Source organism: Pseudoalteromonas sp. 2CM36K, assembly GCF_023161865.1.
Taxonomy (GTDB): domain Bacteria; phylum Pseudomonadota; class Gammaproteobacteria; order Enterobacterales; family Alteromonadaceae; genus Pseudoalteromonas; species Pseudoalteromonas tetraodonis.
Map to the genome: position 1 here is coordinate 70,252 of NZ_JALNTK010000010.1, position 20,670 is coordinate 90,921.

The 20,670-nt window shown below is 40.4% G+C and carries 14 protein-coding genes and 1 pseudogene; 7 read left to right on the forward strand and 8 right to left on the reverse strand.

Features of this window, described 5'->3' with window-relative positions; genetic code table 11:
* Positions 1-19: 19 nt before the first annotated feature.
* Positions 20-1,981, forward strand: a complete 1,962-nt coding sequence (locus MTN97_RS08025) for a response regulator (RefSeq protein WP_248474114.1) — start codon at positions 20-22, stop codon at positions 1,979-1,981.
* A 36-nt stretch (positions 1,982-2,017) separates the two neighbouring features.
* Here the strand turns inward: MTN97_RS08025 and MTN97_RS08030 are convergent, their stop codons facing one another.
* The 3 genes and pseudogenes from MTN97_RS08030 to MTN97_RS08040 all read right to left on the reverse strand — a co-directional run bounded on the left by MTN97_RS08030 (position 2,018) and on the right by MTN97_RS08040 (position 5,708).
* Entirely contained in the window at positions 2,018-3,019 is a 1,002-nt protein-coding gene (locus MTN97_RS08030; protein WP_248474115.1) for a LacI family DNA-binding transcriptional regulator, read from the reverse strand.
* 11 nt (positions 3,020-3,030) lie between these two features.
* Positions 3,031-4,358, reverse strand: a pseudogene (locus MTN97_RS08035) (glycoside-pentoside-hexuronide (GPH):cation symporter).
* A gap of 15 nt (positions 4,359-4,373) precedes the next feature.
* The gene (locus MTN97_RS08040) at positions 4,374-5,708 is read right to left on the reverse strand and encodes a GH1 family beta-glucosidase (RefSeq protein ID WP_248474116.1); all 1,335 of its coding nucleotides are present in this window, start codon (positions 5,706-5,708) and stop codon (positions 4,374-4,376) included.
* Positions 5,709-5,959: 251 nt separating this feature from the next.
* On the opposite strand from MTN97_RS08040, the gene MTN97_RS08045 reads away from it, so the two are divergent.
* The 3 genes from MTN97_RS08045 to MTN97_RS08055 all read left to right on the forward strand — a co-directional run bounded on the left by MTN97_RS08045 (position 5,960) and on the right by MTN97_RS08055 (position 10,611).
* A complete protein-coding gene (locus MTN97_RS08045) occupies positions 5,960-7,225 on the forward strand; it encodes a sugar MFS transporter (protein ID WP_248474117.1) in 1,266 nt (421 codons plus the stop codon).
* Between the two features lie 16 nt (positions 7,226-7,241).
* Positions 7,242-9,758: an exo 1,3/1,4-beta-D-glucan glucohydrolase gene (locus MTN97_RS08050; protein WP_248474118.1), complete on the forward strand. Its 2,517-nt coding sequence runs from the start codon at positions 7,242-7,244 to the stop codon at positions 9,756-9,758.
* Positions 9,759-9,990: 232 nt separating this feature from the next.
* Positions 9,991-10,611, forward strand: a complete 621-nt coding sequence (locus MTN97_RS08055) for a fumarylacetoacetate hydrolase family protein (protein WP_214552072.1) — start codon at positions 9,991-9,993, stop codon at positions 10,609-10,611.
* Here MTN97_RS08055 and MTN97_RS08060 read toward each other — a convergent pair.
* From MTN97_RS08060 to MTN97_RS08070, 3 genes are all read right to left on the reverse strand, one after another.
* Entirely contained in the window at positions 10,544-11,476 is a 933-nt protein-coding gene (locus tag MTN97_RS08060) for an ABC transporter substrate-binding protein (RefSeq protein WP_248474119.1), read from the reverse strand. The genes MTN97_RS08055 and MTN97_RS08060 overlap by 68 nt on opposite strands.
* A gap of 123 nt (positions 11,477-11,599) precedes the next feature.
* On the reverse strand, positions 11,600-12,652 hold the full coding sequence (locus tag MTN97_RS08065) for an aldo/keto reductase (RefSeq protein ID WP_248474120.1): 1,053 nt from the start codon (positions 12,650-12,652) through the stop codon (positions 11,600-11,602).
* A 12-nt stretch (positions 12,653-12,664) separates the two neighbouring features.
* Entirely contained in the window at positions 12,665-13,096 is a 432-nt protein-coding gene (locus tag MTN97_RS08070) for an acyl-CoA thioesterase (RefSeq protein ID WP_024601547.1), read from the reverse strand.
* Positions 13,097-13,412: 316 nt separating this feature from the next.
* On the opposite strand from MTN97_RS08070, the gene MTN97_RS08075 reads away from it, so the two are divergent.
* From MTN97_RS08075 to MTN97_RS08085, 3 genes are all read left to right on the forward strand, one after another.
* Positions 13,413-13,589 (forward strand): hypothetical protein, encoded by a 177-nt coding sequence (locus MTN97_RS08075; protein WP_214552069.1) that lies wholly within the window; start codon positions 13,413-13,415, stop codon positions 13,587-13,589.
* A 72-nt stretch (positions 13,590-13,661) separates the two neighbouring features.
* Positions 13,662-14,717 carry a DNA polymerase IV gene (gene dinB, locus MTN97_RS08080; protein ID WP_033102619.1) on the forward strand — a complete coding sequence of 352 codons (1,056 nt, stop codon included), beginning with the start codon at positions 13,662-13,664 and terminating at the stop codon, positions 14,715-14,717.
* A gap of 110 nt (positions 14,718-14,827) precedes the next feature.
* Complete coding sequence (locus MTN97_RS08085) at positions 14,828-16,363, forward strand: M17 family metallopeptidase (RefSeq protein WP_036979922.1); 1,536 nt, start codon at positions 14,828-14,830, stop codon at positions 16,361-16,363.
* An 80-nt stretch (positions 16,364-16,443) separates the two neighbouring features.
* On the opposite strand, the gene MTN97_RS08090 is transcribed toward MTN97_RS08085, so the two are convergent.
* The gene (locus MTN97_RS08090) at positions 16,444-18,081 is read right to left on the reverse strand and encodes a methyl-accepting chemotaxis protein (RefSeq protein ID WP_248474121.1); all 1,638 of its coding nucleotides are present in this window, start codon (positions 18,079-18,081) and stop codon (positions 16,444-16,446) included.
* 273 nt (positions 18,082-18,354) lie between these two features.
* Complete coding sequence (locus tag MTN97_RS08095) at positions 18,355-20,580, reverse strand: S9 family peptidase (RefSeq protein ID WP_248474122.1); 2,226 nt, start codon at positions 20,578-20,580, stop codon at positions 18,355-18,357.
* Positions 20,581-20,670 lie beyond the last annotated feature (90 nt).

Genomic DNA, 20,670 nt, shown 5'->3' on the forward strand with positions numbered 1-20,670 from the left:
AATTAAAATAGGAGACGCTATGTTAGCAAAGGCAACGAAACTGCTATTGGTTGAAGATGATGAAGATGATTATATTCTTACTCGTGACTATTTAGAGCAGCTCAGTTCCCATGTGTTTAACATAGAGTGGATAAGCTCTCCTGAGCAGGCAATACATGTACTAAGTAAAAATGAGCATGATATTTGCCTGCTTGACTATCGCTTAGGTACCTCAGATGGCTTAAGTGTTTTAAAGCAAGCGATTAAGAATGGCTTTTGTGGGCCTATTATCATGTTAACGGGGCAATCTAACGATGCGCTAGATTCGGCTGCGCTTGATGCTGGTGCGGTTGATTACTTAGTTAAAAGTGAAATGAGTGGTAGCCGGTTTGCCCGTTCTATTCGTTATGCTTTAGCGCGCCGCGATGTAGAAGATGAGCGAGTTGAACGTTTAAAAGCGGAGGCTGAAAACCGCTCAAAAGACCGCTTTTTAGCGCATTTAAGCCACGAACTGCGAACTCCCTTGTCGTCTATTTTAGGCTATACCGAACTACTTATGCTCAGTGATTTTAGCAAGCAAGCTGAAAATGAGTTGGGTGTTATTTATCGTAATGGCAAGCACTTATTGAGCTTACTGAATGATGTTTTAGATTTATCTAAAATTGCAGTCGATAAGCTTGAGCTAAGCTTGGGGGATGTTAATCTTGATAGCCTAATGGCCGACGTGTTTACGCTAATGCGTGTATCAGCCCTTGATAAAGGTTTATCATTAAAATTTGAATCACTGGAGCCTTTGCCATTAGTTATTCGTGTAGATGCTACTCGGGTTCGACAAATTCTCATTAACCTGATCAATAATGCGATAAAATTTACCGAGCAAGGCGAAATTATCGTTAACGCATGGACAGAGACGGTGGCTGATCGTGAAATGCTCTTTTTTAGCATTAAAGATTCAGGCTTGGGTATTGCTCCAGAAAAACAAGCACTCATCTTTAAGCCTTTTGAGCAAATTGCAGATGTAGAGTCGCGCTCAGTAGGTGGTGCGGGCTTGGGATTAGCTATTTGTTCTGAGCTACTTAGTCGTATGCAGGGTACTATTTCATTAGATTCTTATGTAGGTGAGGGCTCAACGTTTACCATTTCCTTATACCCTGGTGATATCAGACAGGTAGAGCGCAATTTATTAAAACTTGATTTAACCCCCAACATGCAGCAAAAAGTAGCGCCATGCGAAGTAAGTGGTAAAGTGTTGGTGGTGGATGACTTACGCGATTTACGTGTGTTAGTTGGCCATTTAATTGGCTCAGCGGGTGCTGAAGTAGATTATGCTGATAATGGCAAACAAGCGCTTGATAAGGTTAAAAAGCAACTCGCAGAGGGGCGCGCCGCTTACGATATTATATTTTTAGATATTCATATGCCGGTGATGGGTGGGAAAGAAGCTGCCATTGAACTTAGAAAGTTAGGGTTTAAAGGGGCGATTATTGCTTTAACCGCGGCCACCATGAAAGGTATTCATAACGAACTAACCGCGCTAGGGTTTGATGATATGATTGCTAAACCTGTGGATTCCAACTTACTTTACCAATGCTTAGAGTCAGCGCTGGGGAAAAAAACACAACGTGTTTCATCGATACAACCAACGCCAAAACATAATACTAATATAAAGCGTTTTTTATTAGTGGAAGACGATGCTGATGCCGCACAAATAACTCAGCTTTTATTAGAAAGCTTGGATGTAGAAACCACTATTGCAACTAATATAGAGGCGTGTTGTACAGCGCTTAAACAAGACAGTAATTACGACAAAGTATTACTCGATATGCATTTACCCGATGGTTCAGGTTTAGAGCTTGCTGGGTTTATTAAAGAACACTATCCCGATATTCAACGAGTTATTATTAGTGGAATGGAGCCTGATGCCGTACACATTAGGCAGCTAGAAATAGAGCAAGTTTTGCTTAAACCAATAAACTTGGCGCTATTAAGTAAACTTGTTTAACGCCACTATTTGCCAATTTATATAATAATTAGTTAGTTAATTAATATTAACGACCGATTGGCGTATGACTAATTCGGGCTGAAATAAAGTTTGAATAGGCTGTACGCTTTTTTGATATACATGGCTCAGTACCCACTGTGCAGCTACTTTACCCATTTCATCTATTGGGTAATTAATAGTGCTTAAAGGGGGGTATACATGGCGGGTAAAGAACACGTTATCGTAGCCTATTATTGAAAGTTGTGCGGGTAGTTCAATGCCATGCTCTCTGGCACTGACCATTGCACCCGTTGCCATTTCGTCATTGGCGCACACTAAGGCAGTAATGGCGGGGTTATTTTTATAAAGAGCAGAAAATCCTTCGTAGCCGCTATCTTCTATAAAGTCACCTTCATACAAACTGTTTTCATCAAACTCAATGGCATGTTCAGCAAGTGCTTGTTTATGTCCGTTTAAACGCTCTTGAGCGTCTTTTTTCCATAAAGGGCCGCTAATGTAAGCAATGTTTTTGTGACCAGACTCAAGAATGTATTTAGTCGCTAAATAGCCCCCTTTAACATTATCAAGAATAATACAGCGATCGGCGAGCTCAGGAATATGGCGATTAAGTAAAACAAACGGCGTTTTACCTTTGCTCAGCTTTATTAAATATTCATCGCTAACCGCTTCAACATGCAAAATAAGTGCATCACAATTACGGCTAATTAAAAACTCTATGCCTTGTTGTTCTCGCTCTGCGTCACTGTGCCCTGCGGTAATAATAACGTGTTTACCTTGTTTTCTGAGGGTGTTTTCTATGCCGCTCATCATAGGGCCATAAAAAGGACCTTTTAACTCAGAAACCAATAAGCCAGCACTATTAGAGCAATTAGAGGCCAGTGATTGCGCAATAGAATTTGGGCGGTAGCCTAATTCTTCCATCGCTAAAGTCACTTTTTTTCTGGTTGCATCACTTACGTTTGCATTGTTGTTCATTACTCTTGAAACAGTGGCAAGTGATACCCCTGCAAGCTTTGACACCTCATAAATGGTGGCCATACTATTCCTTGTTACAAATTACTTTTTTGTGTTAAATCGGCGGTGATTTTTTTTATGGTTTTGTTATCTAAGTTGTATTTAGTCATTATTAAAGCTACAAGTATACTGCCAATAGCAGGGTAGAGTGTAAATGAGGTTAAAATACCGCTTTTAGTTGCTTCGCTTAATTCTACATTGGCTTGATACTGATAATACGCAAGTAACCAACCCGCTATAGCGCCGCCTAATGCGAGCCCCAATTTGATAAAAAATACCACGCTTGCATAAACCAAACCTGTGAGTCGTTGACCATTTTGCCAAACTCCGTAGTCAATAGCATCTGCCATTTTTGCCCACAATAAAGGTGTCGCCATTTGAGTGAAAAGCACCATAAAAAATACATTAAAAAGGCGAGTAAAACTTGCTCATTAGGGACAAAAAAAGCAAAACAGCTCAATATGGCAGAAATATATTGCAGATAAATATAAGCCGTTTTTTTATCTAAGCGTTTACTTAAAGGTTGCGCACACGCACAGCCTATAATATTACCGACCATACCTAAAGTTACAAATTCGGTGATTAAATCTTCTTTTCCAAGAACATACTTTACATAGTAAATAGCTAATGTCGTGCGCAGCACCATACTGGTCAATAATATCAGTGCTGCCATACACAATATTTTAAACGGCTGATTTTGCCATAAAACGTGAAGTTGTGTTTTTAAAGATAATTTATGTGGTGGATTGATCACCCGCTCTTTGGTGTAACGAAAACAAATTAGAAATAACACTACACCAAGGCAACTCATAACCAGCATGGTGAGTTGATAGCCCAACTCGTTATTACCCTCCCCAAACCACTTTACTAAAGGTAAAGTGCAGCTCGTAACCAATAACCCCCCCAGCATGCCAAACACAAATCGATATGATTGAATAGAAACCCGTTCGTTAGGATTGCTACTGAGTACGCCGCCAAGTGCCGAATAAGGAATGTTAATTGCGGTATAAACCAACATTAGCAAGGTGTAGGTAACGAACGCGTAAATAATTTTGTTGCCGTCATCCATCGCGGGGGTAGTAAAGGTAATCACGCTTATAACAGCAAAGGGGATGGCAAGCCAAAGTAGGTAAGGTCGGTAGCTACCGTATTTTGTATGAGTGGCATCGGTCAGGGCGCCCATTATTGGGTCTGTAACTGCATCAATGACTCTGACGACTAAAAAAAGGGTACCAACAACAGCAGGCGAAATACCAAAAATGTCGGTGTAAAAAAAGGTTAAAAATAGCATTACGGTTTGAAAAATAATATTACTGGCCGTGTCACCTAGGCCATAAGCTATTTTTTCTTTTTTACTTAGCATAAAAGCCACTCATTATTATTTTTGGCGCTGTTTAAGAAAATCACGATACGCAATTGCGCTTTGTTTTAAGGTGCGTTGTTGAGTTTGGTAATCAACATAGACTAGCCCAAAGCGTTTTTCATAGCCATAGGCCCATTCAAAATTATCCATTAAACTCCATGCAAAGTAGCCTTGCACATTAACGCCTTGCTCAACGGCATTATGAACGGCATAAAGGTGTGTATGGTAGTAATTGATACGATGTATGTCATCTACTTTTCCATCTATTAATACATCGGCCATCGCTGCACCGTTCTCAGTTATATATACTTTGGGTAGCGTGTAACGATCATTTAATGAAAGTAGGAGTTCACACAATCCCTGTGGGTATATTTCCCAGCCCATATCAGTGGTGGTAATATTATCTAAAGGAGCTTCGCTAAACCAATGATCTGGCGTATTTTTGTAATGGATACGAGTATAGTAATTAACCCCTAAAAAATCGATTTTTTGGCTAATAATTGCCATGTCGCCATTTGCAACATCAGGTTTTGCATCATTTGCAAGCTCCTTAATCACTTCAGGGTAGCGGCCTTCCAGCACTGCCTGAATATACCATTGGTTATGATAGTCATCAGCTAATTTAGCAGCGCGTTCATCGTCAGGAGTAAATGGATAGGCAGGGCTAAAATTAAGCACAATACCGGCCTCTATCTTAGGGCAGTTTTTGCGTATCACTTGCATCGCAAGTCCATGGGCTAGTAGTAAATGGTGCGCCGCTTGGCGTCCTGCTTTTTGACTTTTTATGCCTGGTGCATGTACCCCTATTTCATAGCCTAGGTAGGCACTACAAAACGGTTCGTTTAAGGTCGCATAAGAATCCACTAAGCCCTCTAGTTGCTGAGTTACTATATGAGCGTAATGAGCAAATTGATACGCGGTATCGCGATTTAGCCAACCACCGTTGTCCTCTAAATGTTGTGGCAAATCCCAGTGATATAAAGTGACAAAAGTTTTAATATTGCGTGCTTTAAGAGCCTGTAGTAATGACTTATAGAACGCCATGCCCTGAATATTTAAACTTCCATCTTGGTGTAAAACGCGGGGCCAAGAAATAGAAAGTCGATAGGCATCAACGGCTAAATCGGCAATCATTTGAACGTCTTGTTGCCAATATTTTACATGCTCACAGGCGTGATTGCCGTTACTGTTATCTGCAATGGTGTTTGGTTTGCTACAAAAAGTATCCCAAATACATGGCAATCGCGTGTTGTGGCTTCCCTCTATTTGAAAAGAGGCCGTGGCAACACCAAAAATAAACGGCGATTTTAAAAGGGCTGACGTGCCTGGCAAATAAATTGTTTTAAACACAATGAGATACGTCCTTAAGCTTGCAATAATAATGCGCTTTACCGTAATTAGCTAAGCAATAGAAATTGTATAATACAGCAATGTAAGCGCTTACAATATTATTTGTAAATAAATTGATAAATTTTCTCTGTATGCTATAAATGTAAGCGCTTACATTTGGTGTTGCAACTATTATCTGCATTTTAAGTTTTACTAAACGCAATTAAATAGAGGTAACAATCTGATAATTATAAATAATTAGAGATTATACTATGGCACATATCACACAGCCACTACCGGCAGCAGAAAACAGCCAAAAACCAAGGTCTACACACACCTTTGCGTTAACATCGCTTACGACCTTGTTTTTTATGTGGGGTTTTCTTACCTGCCTGAACGATATTTTAATTCCGTATTTAAAGGGAATGTTCTCCCTTAATTACACCCAAGCAATGTTGGTACAATTTTGTTTTTTTGGTGCCTACTTTGTTATGTCAATTCCTGCAGGAAAACTCGTTAGTAAAATAGGTTACCAATTTGGTATTGTTGTTGGTTTGGTTGTTGCTTCGATAGGGTGTGCATTATTCTACCCCGCTGCAGAGGCACATGTTTACGAACTATTTTTACTTGCTTTATTTGTGCTTGCTTCAGGGATCACTATTTTACAAGTCTCTGCTAACCCTTATGTAAGCGTATTAGGGCCTGCAAAAACAGCGTCTTCGCGTTTAAGTATGACCCAAGCTTTTAACTCTTTAGGAACAACGGTTGCGCCATTATTTGGTAGTTGGTTGATTTTGTCTGAAATTAGTCAAGCTACAGCCGAACAAGTTAAGTTCCCTTACTTAATGCTCAGTGCAAGTTTACTAACACTGGCTATTATTTTTGCTTTTTTGAAGTTACCTAAACTCGGTAAAGCGATTGATAGTGAAGCTGAAAATCAAGGTGACACTGAGTTTGTTGACTTAGGCAGTGTTTGGAAATATCGCCATCTTATTTTGGGCGCTATTGGTATTTTTGTTTATGTTGGTGCTGAAGTTGCGATTGGTAGCTTTTTAGTCGGCTTTTTAACCCTTGACCATATTGCAGGTTTACCAGAGCAACAAGCTGCACATTATATTAGCTATTATTTTGCAGGTGCAATGATAGGGCGATTTGCTGGCGCTGCGATTATGCAAAAATTAAATGCAGCCAAGGTGTTAGCTTGTCATGGTATTTTGGCCGGTGTGTTAGTGTTAATTGCAATGACAGGTCAAGGTTCACTTGCTATGTGGGCTATTTTATTGGTTGGTCTGTGTAACTCTATTATGTTCCCTACTATTTTTAGTTTAGCGCTTCAAGGCTTGGGTAAATACACCTCACAGGGGTCGGGTATTTTATGCTTAGCGATTGTAGGTGGAGCTATTATTCCATTACTACAAGGTATGCTGGCTGACAATATCGGTGTGCAGTTAGCGCTTATACTGCCTATTGGCTGCTATTTATATATTACTTACTTTGCGCTGTTTGGTGCAAAAAAAACAACGTCAACTCGTCTTTAAGTTTTAGGTGAATGCTATGATTATTAAACGAACTTTTTCAGTCACTGCACTGATGCTAGCAGCAATAACCAGCAGCGGTTGTTCGCAACCCTCTAACAGTGCTAGCGATGCGACAAATCAAAAAGAAATTTGGCCAACAATAGAAACCGGTATTAAAAGCGATGCTCAAATGGAGCAAAAAATCGCAGATATGCTAAAGACCATGACACTAGAGCAAAAAATAGCGCAAATGATCCAACCTGAAATTCGTCACATTACGGTTGAAGATATGCGTAAATATGGCTTTGGCTCCTATTTAAACGGCGGTGGCTCGTTTCCAAATAACAATAAACATGCAACCCCCGAAGACTGGGTTGATTTAGCTGAAAAGATGTATCAAGCGTCTATTGATGATTCCCTCGATGGCAGCACGATTCCTACAATGTGGGGCACCGATGCGGTACATGGACACAACAATGTGATTGGTGCGACTTTGTTTCCGCATAATATTGGTTTAGGGGCGGCGAACAACCCTGAACTTATTGAAAAAATTGCCGCAGCAACGGCGCGTGAAGTTATGGTTACCGGTATTGACTGGGTATTTGCACCTACGGTTGCCGTAGTGCGAGATGATCGTTGGGGTCGCACTTACGAGGGCTACTCTGAAGACCCTGAAATAGTAGAAGCGTATTCAGCCTCAATTGTTAAAGGCTTACAAGGGGCTGTTGATGAAGACTTTTTGTCAGATACGCGTGTAGTCAGTACGGTTAAGCATTTTTTAGGTGATGGCGGTACTGTGAATGGCGATGATCAAGGAAATAATATCGCCTCTGAAGAAGAATTATTTGCGCTTCATGCTCAAGGTTATGTTGGTGGTTTGGGTGCAGGTGCACAAACGGTAATGGCCTCGTTTAATAGCTGGCATGGTGAAAAAATTCACGGCAGTAAATATTTACTGACCGATGTGCTTAAAGATAAAATGGGTTTTGATGGCTTTGTTGTCGGTGACTGGAATGGCCACGGGCAGGTTAAAGGCTGTTCTAATAGTAACTGTGCTCAAGCGGCTAATGCGGGCTTAGACGTATACATGGCACCGGATGAGTGGAAACCATTATTTAGCAACTTGGTTAACCAAGCTAATAGCGGTGAAATCCCACTCAGTAGAATTAATGATGCAGTAACGCGTATTTTACGCGTTAAAATGCGTGCAGGGTTATTTGATAAACCAAGCCCTGCGAAGCGCCCCCTGTCTGGAAAAACTGAAATTATTGGTAGTAGCGATCACCGTGCAGTGGCTAAACAGGCTGTACGCGAGTCTTTAGTATTACTTAAAAATAAGCAGCAGTTACTGCCATTATCACCTAAAACCAACGTATTAGTCGCAGGCATAGGGGCTGATAACATAGGTATGCAGTCGGGTGGTTGGAGCGTTACGTGGCAAGGTACAGGTAATAAAAACAGTGATTTTCCCGGTGGCAGCTCTATTTATGCAGGTATTAAAGATACTGTAGAGCAAGCTGGGGGCAGTGCAGCGCTGAGCGTTGAAGGGGAATATACTGCACGCCCTGATGTTGCCATTGTGGTGTTTGGTGAGCAACCATACGCAGAAGGTAATGGTGATGTTGATAACCTCGAATACCAGCGCGGTAATAAAAGCGACTTAGCGTTACTACGTAAGTTTAAAGATGCGGGAATCCCTGTTGTTTCATTATTTATAAGCGGTCGCCCTATGTGGGTTAATGCTGAGCTTAACGCCAGTGATGCGTTCGTTGCTATTTGGCTTCCAGGTAGTGAAGGCGATGCTATTAGCGATGTCTTGTTTAAAAATGCAGACGGCTCTATTAATCATGACTTTAAAGGCAAGCTATCTTTTTCATGGCCGAATAACCCAATCGATAATGAAAACCGTAACGACGAAGCTTACAGCCCATTACTTCCTTATGGTTTTGGTTTAACTTACAACGATAGTAATGTCTTAAAAGATGACTTGGTGGAGCAAACTCAACAGACTGAAAAACTGGATGATTTAGTATTGTTTGAGCGTGCAATTAAAGCACCGTGGTCACTGGTTTTAAAAAGTGGTGAGCAACAAAAAATGGTGGCGAGCAGTCGCGAGTCATTAGGTGCGGTGAGCATCCAAACATTTGATAAAGAGGTGCAAGAAGATGCGCGCGCTATTCGTTTTAATGGCCAAGCAATGGCTGGGGTTAATTTAGCCGCGGCATTCCCATCTGACTTACGCTCATACGTTGAGAGTAATGGGCAACTGCAAATGCAAATTAAAGTAGATAAAGCCGCGGCTAGTCCGTTATGGGTTGGTATGGGGTGTGGTGAGAGTTGTCAGTTTAAGTTTGATATTACTGATAACCTTGAGCAATCAGGTCAATGGCAAACATTAAACATCAACTTAAGTTGTTTTGCAGAGCAAGGTGTTGATTTAGCACAAGTGTTCACCCCTTGGCAGTTAAGCTCGCAAGGTGATTGGCATGTATCTATTGCTATGCTGGCTATTACAGCAAATGCTGCCGATCAAAGTAGTGTTACTTGTAAGTAGTCAATAACCTATTAATAATTTATCAATAAGCAGGTACTAAATGTACCTGCTTATTGCTTTAAAAACGGGTATACAAAAACCTACCAAATTATACACGTCTACTTTTTATTTCAGTCTTATATTTCGCTCAGTAGTAGTCATAAAAGCATGATAAAACTGTATTCGCTTTTGCGTTAATAATTTGAGAGTATGCCAAAATATTAAACGCGTTGTGTAATTAACAGGTGATAGAATGAATCAAATAAAGCTGGCTTCGCAGAGCATACAACCTTCAAAAATAGTCTGTGTGGGGCGTAATTACAGTGCGCATATTGCTGAATTAAACAACGAACACCCAGAGCAAATGGTGGTTTTTAATAAGCCTAATAGCGCGATCACTGATACCTTACTCGCTACTCATCTTGGCGATACATTGCACTACGAAACAGAGTTATGCTTTGCGGTTAAAAATAAACAACTTGTGGGCGTGGGCATTGGACTTGATTTGACTAAACGCGCTTTGCAAAGCAGCTTAAAAGAAAAAGGCCTGCCGTGGGAGCGTGCTAAAGCATTTGACGGTTCAGTTTTATTTAGTGAGTTTATTGAATTAACGCCAGAGATGACATCGTTTATATTTGAATTACATATTGATGGCAAGCCGGTTCAACATGGTGATAGCCAACTTATGTTGCACCAACCTGCACAAATATTGGCTGAGGTTAGTCAGTTTATGAGCCTCGAAGAAGGCGACATTATTATGACTGGCACGCCTGCTGGCGTAGGGATGGTTAGTACTGGGCGAGAGTTTAACGTTGCTCTTTATTCTGGTCAGCAGTGTTTATTGGAACATCATTGGTCTGTGAGTCAAAGTTAATTATGTGTTGATAATATTGTTTATCAAAATTATCGATATGTTCACTTAGCCAGTGTCGCTGGCTTAGTTGATGAGCCGCTGATTCTAGTATGGTACTTTCTAATGCCGCATTAATTTTCTTAACTGCCTGATTAGCAAAATCATTAGGCGCATTAGTTGCACAGCCTACAGCTCCTTTGATTAATGAGCGCGTATTTTGAGCTATGGGTATACTAACGATTTTTATAGGGTGTTGTTGCTGGTTAAAGTAACTGGCCATAAAAGGGTAATCGAGCGAGTAGTCTAAAAAGCCATGCCTCAACCTATCGATCACAACACCACTTTCATTATCACTACTTAAGCTTAAGGACACGTTATGATGGCTCAAAGAGTTTTCAATAATCATATTTATGTGTGGTGAAAAACGTCGTGCTGCGGCTTGTCCATAGGTAAAGCGTTCATCGCTAAGTAAACTAATTAAATTTATAGGATTACCATGTGCTTTAGTAAGTGTTTCTGCTTTTTGGTTAGTTGTAATAATACTAAACTCAGGGTAGATAGAGGTAGGACGTGAGTATGTATAGACTTCGTTGGTGCTCTTTTTATGGATTACGCATGGAAAGCAGACATTTTTGCCTTCTTTGATATATTTATTAATTCGTTTTTGTGGAACAAATAATCGAGTATGTTTTACATCCTTTATACTACTGATTAGTTGCTTAGTTAAATTGTCACACAAGCCCATTTGAGTATTCTTTGAGTTTAGGTGAAAAGGCGGTGTGTTGCTTTGTAGCCATAAAATTTCAGTGAGCTGATTTTTAGATTGGCTAATACTGTTACTCGAGAATATTAAAAATAGCAGGCAGAAATAACGAGCTGTATCCATAAAAAGCTGATAATTCTTTATTAAATGACTGTATTTAATTATACCTTGGCGCTTAAAAAATAAACATAAAAAATAGCAAAGAATCAACATTATTGAATAACATTTACCCTTTGCTTGATTTCATTAGTAAGGCATTGGATTATTTCTAAATATGATATCAATCGCTGATAACACGTCATCGCTCAGTGTTAGGTCAAACGCATCAATGTCTTCCTTTAATTGCGCCATAGTAGTGGCACCAATAATAGATGATGTCACTCCATCAACTTGATTACACCAAGCCAGCGCTAATTGAGCTGGGGTGATAGCGTGTGCATGGGCAAGTTCAACATACTCTTTGGTCGCCTTTTGTGATTGTGGCGTATCACGAAAAATACCGTTACGCTGCATAAATGTCCAGCGAGAGCCTTCAGGGCGCGATCCATTTAGGTATTTACCGGTTAATAGCCCTGCGGCCAATGGTGACCAAGGTAAATAAGCAATATCTTCATGTACACATTGTTCTATTAAATAAGGCCAATCTTTGGCATGTACTAGGCTAAACTCGTTTTGGATAGACACCATTTTTGGCAAGTTATGCTCTTTTGATAAATTTAAAAATTGGCTAATTCCCCAAGGCGTATCATCAGAAAGCCCACAATGTTTAATTTTTCCTGCTTTAACACACGCATCTAACCCCTCTAAAATATCAAGCATATCAGCGGTGTGTTGTTTTGCATCTACCTCGGTAAATTTAAGCATACCAGGCCATTGCCTAGCAAAGTGAGGGGTACGGCGATTTGGCCAGTGTAGCTGGTATAAATCAATATAGTCGGTTTGTAGGCGTTTTAGAGAATGATCAACCGCATCAATAACAGCTTGGCGGGTAATATTGCCGCCATCACGGATCCATGAAAGCCCATTACCGGCAATTTTAGTTGCAATAACAATGTCTTTTCGTTTTAGTGAATTACGTGCTACCCAATTGCCTATAATTTCTTCTGTTTTACCGTAGGTATCGGGAGAGGGAGGAACAGCATACATTTCTGCTGTGTCAATAAAGTTCACACCCTGCTCAAGCGCATAGGCTATCTGTTGGTCGGCATCATATTGGGTGTTTTGTACTCCCCAGGTCATGCTACCTAAACACACTCTTGAAACGCTAACCCCACTACTGCCTAATTGACTATATTGCATTGCTAATCCTAATTATTCGGTTTGAGAGTTTGCTTTTAAAGCCGATAACAATGGCTCAGTGATCGTGGCTTTTTGGCCTGTTTTAAAGTCAAACATCACCACTTTTGACATGCCGGTGGTTGTTATCGCGTTTTGCGCATGACTAAACACACTGTAGTTCATTACAAAGCGGTCAGATTTAATATCACTAATGGTAATACCTACGCTTAATGTGTCGGGAAAGGTAACGGGACGCTTATAACGAATATTATTTTCACTGATCACAGGGCCTGTGGCTTTAGCATTGATAGTATCAAATAAATTTAATTTATTTAAAAAGTCGATTCTGGCTATTTCAAAATAACGAAGATAAACACAGTTATTAACATGCTGTAGGGCATCCATATCGCCCCATGCTACAGTAATGTCGGTATGAATAGGGTGTTGTTGTTTAAACGTTTCCATGTATTTATTGCTCTTAGTTTTAAAGCATTTAGATTAGCAATATGGTCGGATGAGCTCAAGGGAATTATAACTAGGGGAGGAGCTACTCTGTATTGCCCTCATGGATGTAAATAAGGGACGTAAGCAGAACATGGAAGCTTTGCGCCTTTTTTATTTAAACCATTAGGCTATAAACCTTGCGCCGTGAGTAAACTGCCTCAGATTGAACAAACCTTAACCTTAAAAGAACAACAGTGCTAAATAAAAACCCTTGAGTAAAAATTGTACCTCTTTAAATTCATGGCTATAGTAACTATTAACACACAAGGAGATAACTATGCAGGATATAATTAATTGGTTATTGGCATGCACCGTTTTTATAGCGTCGTTTACTTGTTACGCTATGGGTAATGAGGCTGGGGCAATTGTTTTGATTTTATTAGGCTTTTCTTTAGAAATTTTATTTTGGATGTATTGTTTTAATAAGCCAAAGAAAAGTAAACGCTCTTTTTAAGCAATAACATGCTTGCTAATTAAAAGTGATTCCACAATAATGGCTGTATAAATAAACAGTTGTTATTGTGTGATGAAAAAGTTTATTCATATAGATATGGACTGCTTTTATGCGGCCGTAGAAATGCGCGACAATCCTAAGCTTGCCAGCGTACCACTGGCAATTGGCGGAAATAGTCGCCGTGGAGTGCTCTCTACCGCTAACTATATTGCCAGAGAGTATGGGGTGCGCTCTGCTATGTCTAACTATCATGCCAAACAGCTTTGCCCTGACTTAGTTATTGTGCCTGGCAGAATGGCTGTTTATAAACAAGTATCAACACAGATCCGCGCCATTTTTAACCGCTATACTGACCTAGTAGAACCTCTTTCGCTTGATGAAGCATATTTAGATGTGAGCCACAGTACTGCTTTTAAGGGCAGTGCAACGTTAATTGCAGAGCAAATTCGTACCGATATTTTTAATACCACAGGACTGACTGCATCTGCAGGTATTGCCCCAATAAAGTTTATTGCCAAAATAGCCAGTGATGAAAATAAGCCTAATGGGCAATTTGTGGTATTGCCTGAGCAGGTTGACTCGTTTTTAGCCCAATTGCCATTAGGTAAAATTCCAGGAGTGGGTAAAGTAACTCTAGAAAAGCTTAATTTAAAAGGGTTATACACGGGGCAAGATGTGCGCGAAAAAGGGGCTAATTGGATGCAACAGCATGTGGGTAATTTTGGTGTGTCGTTATATCAAAAGTGCATGGGTGAACATATAGGGCGAGTTTCAACTGAGCGGGTACGTAAGTCATTGAGTGTGGAACATACTTATGAATACAACAAAAACAGCCTAGATGAATGCCTTGAACAATTACCGCAACTGTTAGATGAACTCGTGGTTCGATTAAATAAACAGCAACTACAACATAAAATTAATAAATTAAGTGTTAAAGTTAAATTTGCTAATTTTGTAGTGACCTCAGCAGATCAAGCTGCGCATCAATTAAACACGGCTATTTTTAAAGAGTTACTCGCCAAAGCCTATCAACGTGGATTACAACAACCGGTGCGCTTATTAGGAATTGGCGTGGGTATTAAAAACCAACCAGAGCATAATTTACAGCTTAGTATTTTAGATGTGTAAAACGCGTAACTCCAAGTTGCCAGTAAGTAAGCAGGTTATCGCAGTACACTGGTTATAAATTGCTAAATAAATAATAATAGGGACTACGTTTTCTAACAGGATCCTTTTTTATGGCATATCCAAAAGCAGTACTGGCAAAGCCGGTAAGTGCAAGCCTAGATTGTACATCGCATGATGCACTTATTATTATCAGCAACGACTTTTCTCATTTACCAAATACGCCACTGCGTGATGCAATTTTAGACCAAGCCCAAGTAGACTCTCGCATCGGCAACCAAGTCACCTTGTTAGTGATTGCCGGTAAACGTGTCGTGTTAGCGCCAACAGGCCCTTTAAATAGAGATTATGATGACGTTCGTCGTTATTTTGATGCAGCCAAATTAGCCATTAATGAGGCAAAAGCATCAGGTAGTGTTAACCCTGCTATTTATTTACCCGCTTTAAATACAGATGGCCGTTATCAACACGCTCTTGAAGTGGCTTACTTAGGCGCATGCCAAGCATTATGGCAACCCCTAGAAGCGCGTGAATTTCATGGTCAAGGTATTGAGCCTATTACTCAAATAGGCTTAATTGATGCCAATGAGCAAACAATTAAAGCAGTCAATGCGTTAGCTGCCGGGCAATATGCCGCACGTGATTTATGTGGCACCGAGCCTGAGCGCATGGCCCCCCCACGTTTTGCCGATTACTGTAGTGAGTTATTTGAAAATAGTGCGGTGAGCGTTGATGTGATTGATGATTTAGCTGCCATTGATAAGCATTACCCCATGCTGAGTACCGTTGCTCGTGCGTCGTATGCGGTAGAGCGCCATCATCCACGCGTTGTTAAACTTGAATACGTGCCTGAGGGTGAAGTAACCCGAACACTGATGTTTGTTGGTAAAGGTTTAGTCTATGACACGGGCGGTGCAGATTTAAAAGTCGGTGGTTTTATGGCGGGCATGAGCCGCGATAAAGGCGGTGCGGCCTCGGTTGCTGGATTTATGAAAGCTGTAGCAGATTATCAGCCTAAAGGCGTTAAAGTGATTGCCTTTTTAGCGGTTGTACGCAACTCCATTGGTTCAGATTGTTTTGTCCCTGATGAAATAATTACTAGCCGTGAAGGTGTGCGAGTACGTATTGGTAATACCGATGCCGAAGGGCGTTTAGCTATGGGTGATTTACTTAGCGAAATGAAAGATTTAGCTAAAAACGAAATAAATCCAACGTTGTTTACAGTGGCTACTTTAACAGGGCATGCTGCGCGCGCGATGGGACCATATGGCGCATATGTTGAGAATGGACCAGCGCGTAGTGCTAATATTTCACGCCAATTGGCCGATTGTGGTGATTTATGGGCTGACGGTGCTGAAGTGTCGCGTTCACGCCGTGAAGATTATGATTTTATAAAACCACGCACTTTAGCTGACGATGTGCTTTCTAGTAATAATGCGGCTTCTGCTGTCACAGCGCGCGGCCATCAATTCCCTATGGCATTTTTAGCTGTGGTAGGTGGATTAGATAAGCATGGTAATGAATCTACTTTACCACTTCCTTATGTACATATGGATATTGCTGGTAGTGGCGTTGAAGGCGGCGACTGGCAACATGGTAAACCAACTGCAGCGTCAGTTAGCAGTTTATTTGCCCGCTATTGTTTATAATTTTCTATAAATAATCTTAAAAAGCCCTGAAAATCAGGGCTTTTTAATTGGTCAAAGATATTTATTATCCGGAGTTAAGGTTAACTAAGCTTAAAGCGCGATACCACGCTTGATAACTCAACACTGCTTTGTTTGAGTTTGTCGCTAGCGCGAGTTAAATCTTTAGTGTTACCCAATGATTGCTTTGTAGATTGTGATAAATCATTAATTCTTAAATTCACCTCGTCTGCGGCTGATGTTTGCTGCTCTGTGGCGCGAGCAATTTGGCCGTTCATATCGGTGATCACCGATACCAGCCTGTCTATTTCATCAAGTGATGCATTAGCAGAAGAGGCTTGTTCAACCGTAGAAATAGAAATCTCTTGGCTAGATTTTACCGCTTCAACTGCAGCTTTAGCCCCTTCTTGCAGCTTAGCTATCATAGCTTGAATTTCATCCGTGCTTTTACCTGTCCGGCTGGCAAGTGTTCTTACTTCGTCGGCTACAACTGCAAAGCCTCTTCCATGTTCACCTGCTCTTGCAGCTTCAATAGCTGCGTTTAGCGCTAACAGATTGGTTTGTTCAGCAATGCTTCTAATAACATCAAGTACCGAGCCAATATTATTACTCTCTTGAGCAAGTTCGGCGGTCACTTTGCTGACAGTTTCTATATTACTAGAGAGGGTTTCAATGGCGGTAATGGTTTTCGACACTACATTTTTACCCGTTGATGCATTACTAGCAGCATCATTTGCGGCTTGCTCAGCAGCTTCGGCATTACGGCTAACATCATGAATTTGATGAGTCATTTGCTCCATTGCCGCGGCTACTTGGCTGCTACTGTCGTTTTGAAGCTCAATAAACGACTGGCTGGTTTTGCTAGAATCATCGACTGCATGGGCATGCTCGTTTACATCGTTTGCGCTTTTGGCAACCAGCACCAAAGACTCCCTAATTTTAGAGACAAATAAATTAAATGATCTCGACAGTTGAGATATTTCATCATTGCCATTTTCGTTAAGAGTACGAGTTAAATCCCCCTCACCTTGAGAGATATCTTTCATCATTTCTGCTGCTAAACGGGTCGGCGTTAAAATACTGTGACCAATAAAGTAGCTAAAAAGTACGACAACGACGAGCATAATCATTACATTGATCACGATAATAGTACGTTGCTGCGAAAAGGCACTGTCTATAGTATCGAGGTAAACGCCCGAGCCGATGATCCATTGCCACTGATTAAAGCCTTTTACATACGCAATTTTATCTACGGGTTTGTCGCTGCCGGGTTTTGGCCACTTGTAAGGCACATAGCCTTCGCCGGATTTTTTAACAACATCAACCATTTCAACAAATAAAGGGGTGCCATCAGGGTCTTTATTATTCGTTAAATCTTTCCCTTCAAGGGCTGGTTTAATTGGGTGCATTACCATGGTTGGCTGATAATTGTTGATCCAAAAATAGTTAGTATCATCGTAACGCAATGAGCGTATTGAGGCCATCGCTTGAGATTGTGCTTGTGCACGAGTGAGTGTTTGACTTTGTTCAAGCGCTGCGTAGTGTGTAATGAGGCTATAAGCAGTTTCCACCACATTTTTTGTTTTTAGATATTGCTCATTTTTAAGCGATTTATATTGATTACTTAAACTCGAAATACTCAATACAATTAAACCAAAAATTACAATCCCTACTAAAATAGCTAAACGTTGAAATATAGTAAAACGACGGAGGTTTGGCATATGCATGTTCCCGTATTAGAGCATTATTTCTCTTAAATAAGCATAGTTAAAATATAGGCTAATACGGTTTTATTTTCCTTATATTGTATTTTTAATACTCTCTTTGTTAACTAGTTTGCGTAAATACAATAAAAAGGATAGGCCGAACTTTTATTTAACGGGTGCTTATAATGAATTTAATTATTGTTTGTTGACGTTTCAATATAGCTTATCTGCATAAAAAAAGGCTGATACTTTTATCAGCCTTTAGTCGAATAATTAACCCAGTTTTAGTTACTTTGTATTAAAATTACGGTTAAAGAAGTTTGTTATAGTTTGATGTAAATGAGTTTGAACTTGTTTACCGCGAAGGCTATGTTTTGAGCCCGGGTAAGTCATCATTTCAAACTGTTGATTGTTATCTTGCAGCTGTTTAAACAATTTAGTGGCATGGGTAAATAATACGTTGTCATCGGCCATACCATGGTAAATCATTAATGGGCCTTTTAAGCCTTCAGCGTATGGGAACACCGCACTGTCGATATAGCCTTGGGCATTAGTATCAGGGTGACCCAAATAGCGCTCGGTATAATGGGTGTCGTATAGAGCCCAGTCGGTAACCGGAGCACCAGATACACCCGCGCTGAAGTAATCGCCTGCTTTAAACATGGTCATTAGCGCCATATAACCACCGTAGCTGTGGCCGTATATACCTATGCGAGCAGGGTCTACGTAATCAAGAGTACGTAAAAACTCAACGCCTTTGATTTGATCCGCCACCTCTACAACGCCTAAGTGCTTATAAATCGCATCTTCAAACTTCTTACCGCGATTGTAAGAGCCTCGGTTATCAAGTTGAAAAATTACATAACCTTGTTGCGCCATGTATTGAAAATATAAATTTTTACTGCGCCAGCTATTGGTTACTCGCTGAGCATGAGGACCACCGTAAACGTTGACAATAACCGGATGCTTTTCACCCTTTGCCATATTTGCTGGTTTAAATAAACGGTAATGCATAATTTGGCCGTCTTCAGCGGTAATTGTGCCGTATTCGGGCTGGGCTAAATCAGTTAGATACGGGGTAAGTGGGTGAGAGTCATCAAGCTTATTTTCTTCAAGCCACGTAATAAACTCACCATTAATTTTGCGCAGTGCAGCTGAATTTGGCTTATTAACCGATGAGCTATTATCAATGAAAGTTTTATTATCTTTTGCTAGAACGACATTATGGTATTGGCCTTTTTCAGTAATGCGCTTCATAGCCCCTTTTTTAAATAAAGGCGCACTGTATAAATGGCTCTCTAGCGGGGTATCTTTACGTGCAGCAAAGTAAACAACGCCATTTTTTTCATCTATCCCTTTTAGGCTATCTACGACCCAATCACCTGCGGTAATCTGGCGGATAAGTTGGCCGTTATTACGATATAAATAAAGGTGCTTAAATCCATCGCGCTCTGAGGCCCATACAAAATGCTTTTTATCTTTTAAAAATTCAAGGTCAAAATGCAAGTTGATCCAGGTATCACTTTTTTCAGTTAAAGCAACGGTTTGCTGTTTTGTTTTAGTGTTGTAAAAACGTAATTCTAAGCTATGTTGCGAGCGGTTTTGCCATTGATAAGAGAGCGTACTGCTGTCGTTTAGCCACTTAGCGCGGGCAATATAAATATCTTTATCGTCGCCTAAGTCAATCCAGTCAACTGCTTGATCATTAAGTTTTACCACCCCAAGTTGAATGTCAACATTATTGGTGCCAGTAAATGGATAACGCTGGTTAAATAGTTTTACTTCATCAGCATAAATTTCGTTACGAATCGCTTCTTGAACAGGGCTTTCATCAACGCGAGTAAAGGCGATTTTAGATTCATCATTTGCCCACCAATAACCGGTCATACGGCTCATTTCTTCTTGCGCCACAAATTCGGCCATGCCGTTTTTAATTACGCCACCGCCATCTTTACTTAACTGAATTTCTTTACCTGAAGCCAGCTCTAGTGCATATAGGTTTTGCTCTCGGATAAAGGATACGAAATTTCCTTTTGGAGAGAAACGCGCATCGGTTTCAAATGCGTCTGTGTTAGTCAGCTTTTTACTATTTTTAGCATCTAAGTCATAGTAATAAAGATCGCCATTAAGAGGAAATAATAACGCTTTACCATCTTTTGACCATTTGTATTCAAGAATACCTTTACCAAAAATACGCTGGCGTTCACGGCGTGCTTTTTCTTCATCTGACAGGTTTTCTGGGCCTGAAAATAATTGCGCTGAATCAACGAGCAATCGATTGGTGTTATCTTTTAAATTATATTCCCATAAATCATAGCGGTTATAGTCATCTGCTTTACCTTGTAAGTAGGTAACACGGCTACCATCGGGAGAAAACTTAAGTTGCACCGGAGATTTGCCAGCTAAGCTTGGATCATCAAATATACGCTCAAGCGTTAACGGCTTTGCTTGAACGCTTAATGCGCCCGCCATCAGGGGGATTGCCAGTGAGAGGTGTTTTAGTTTTTTTAACACAGGATTGCCTTTACTTACATAAAATTATCCCCGATGGTAAAGCACAAGCGTGTGCAACTGCAACTAAATGCTATAAAGTGTGAAGTAAAA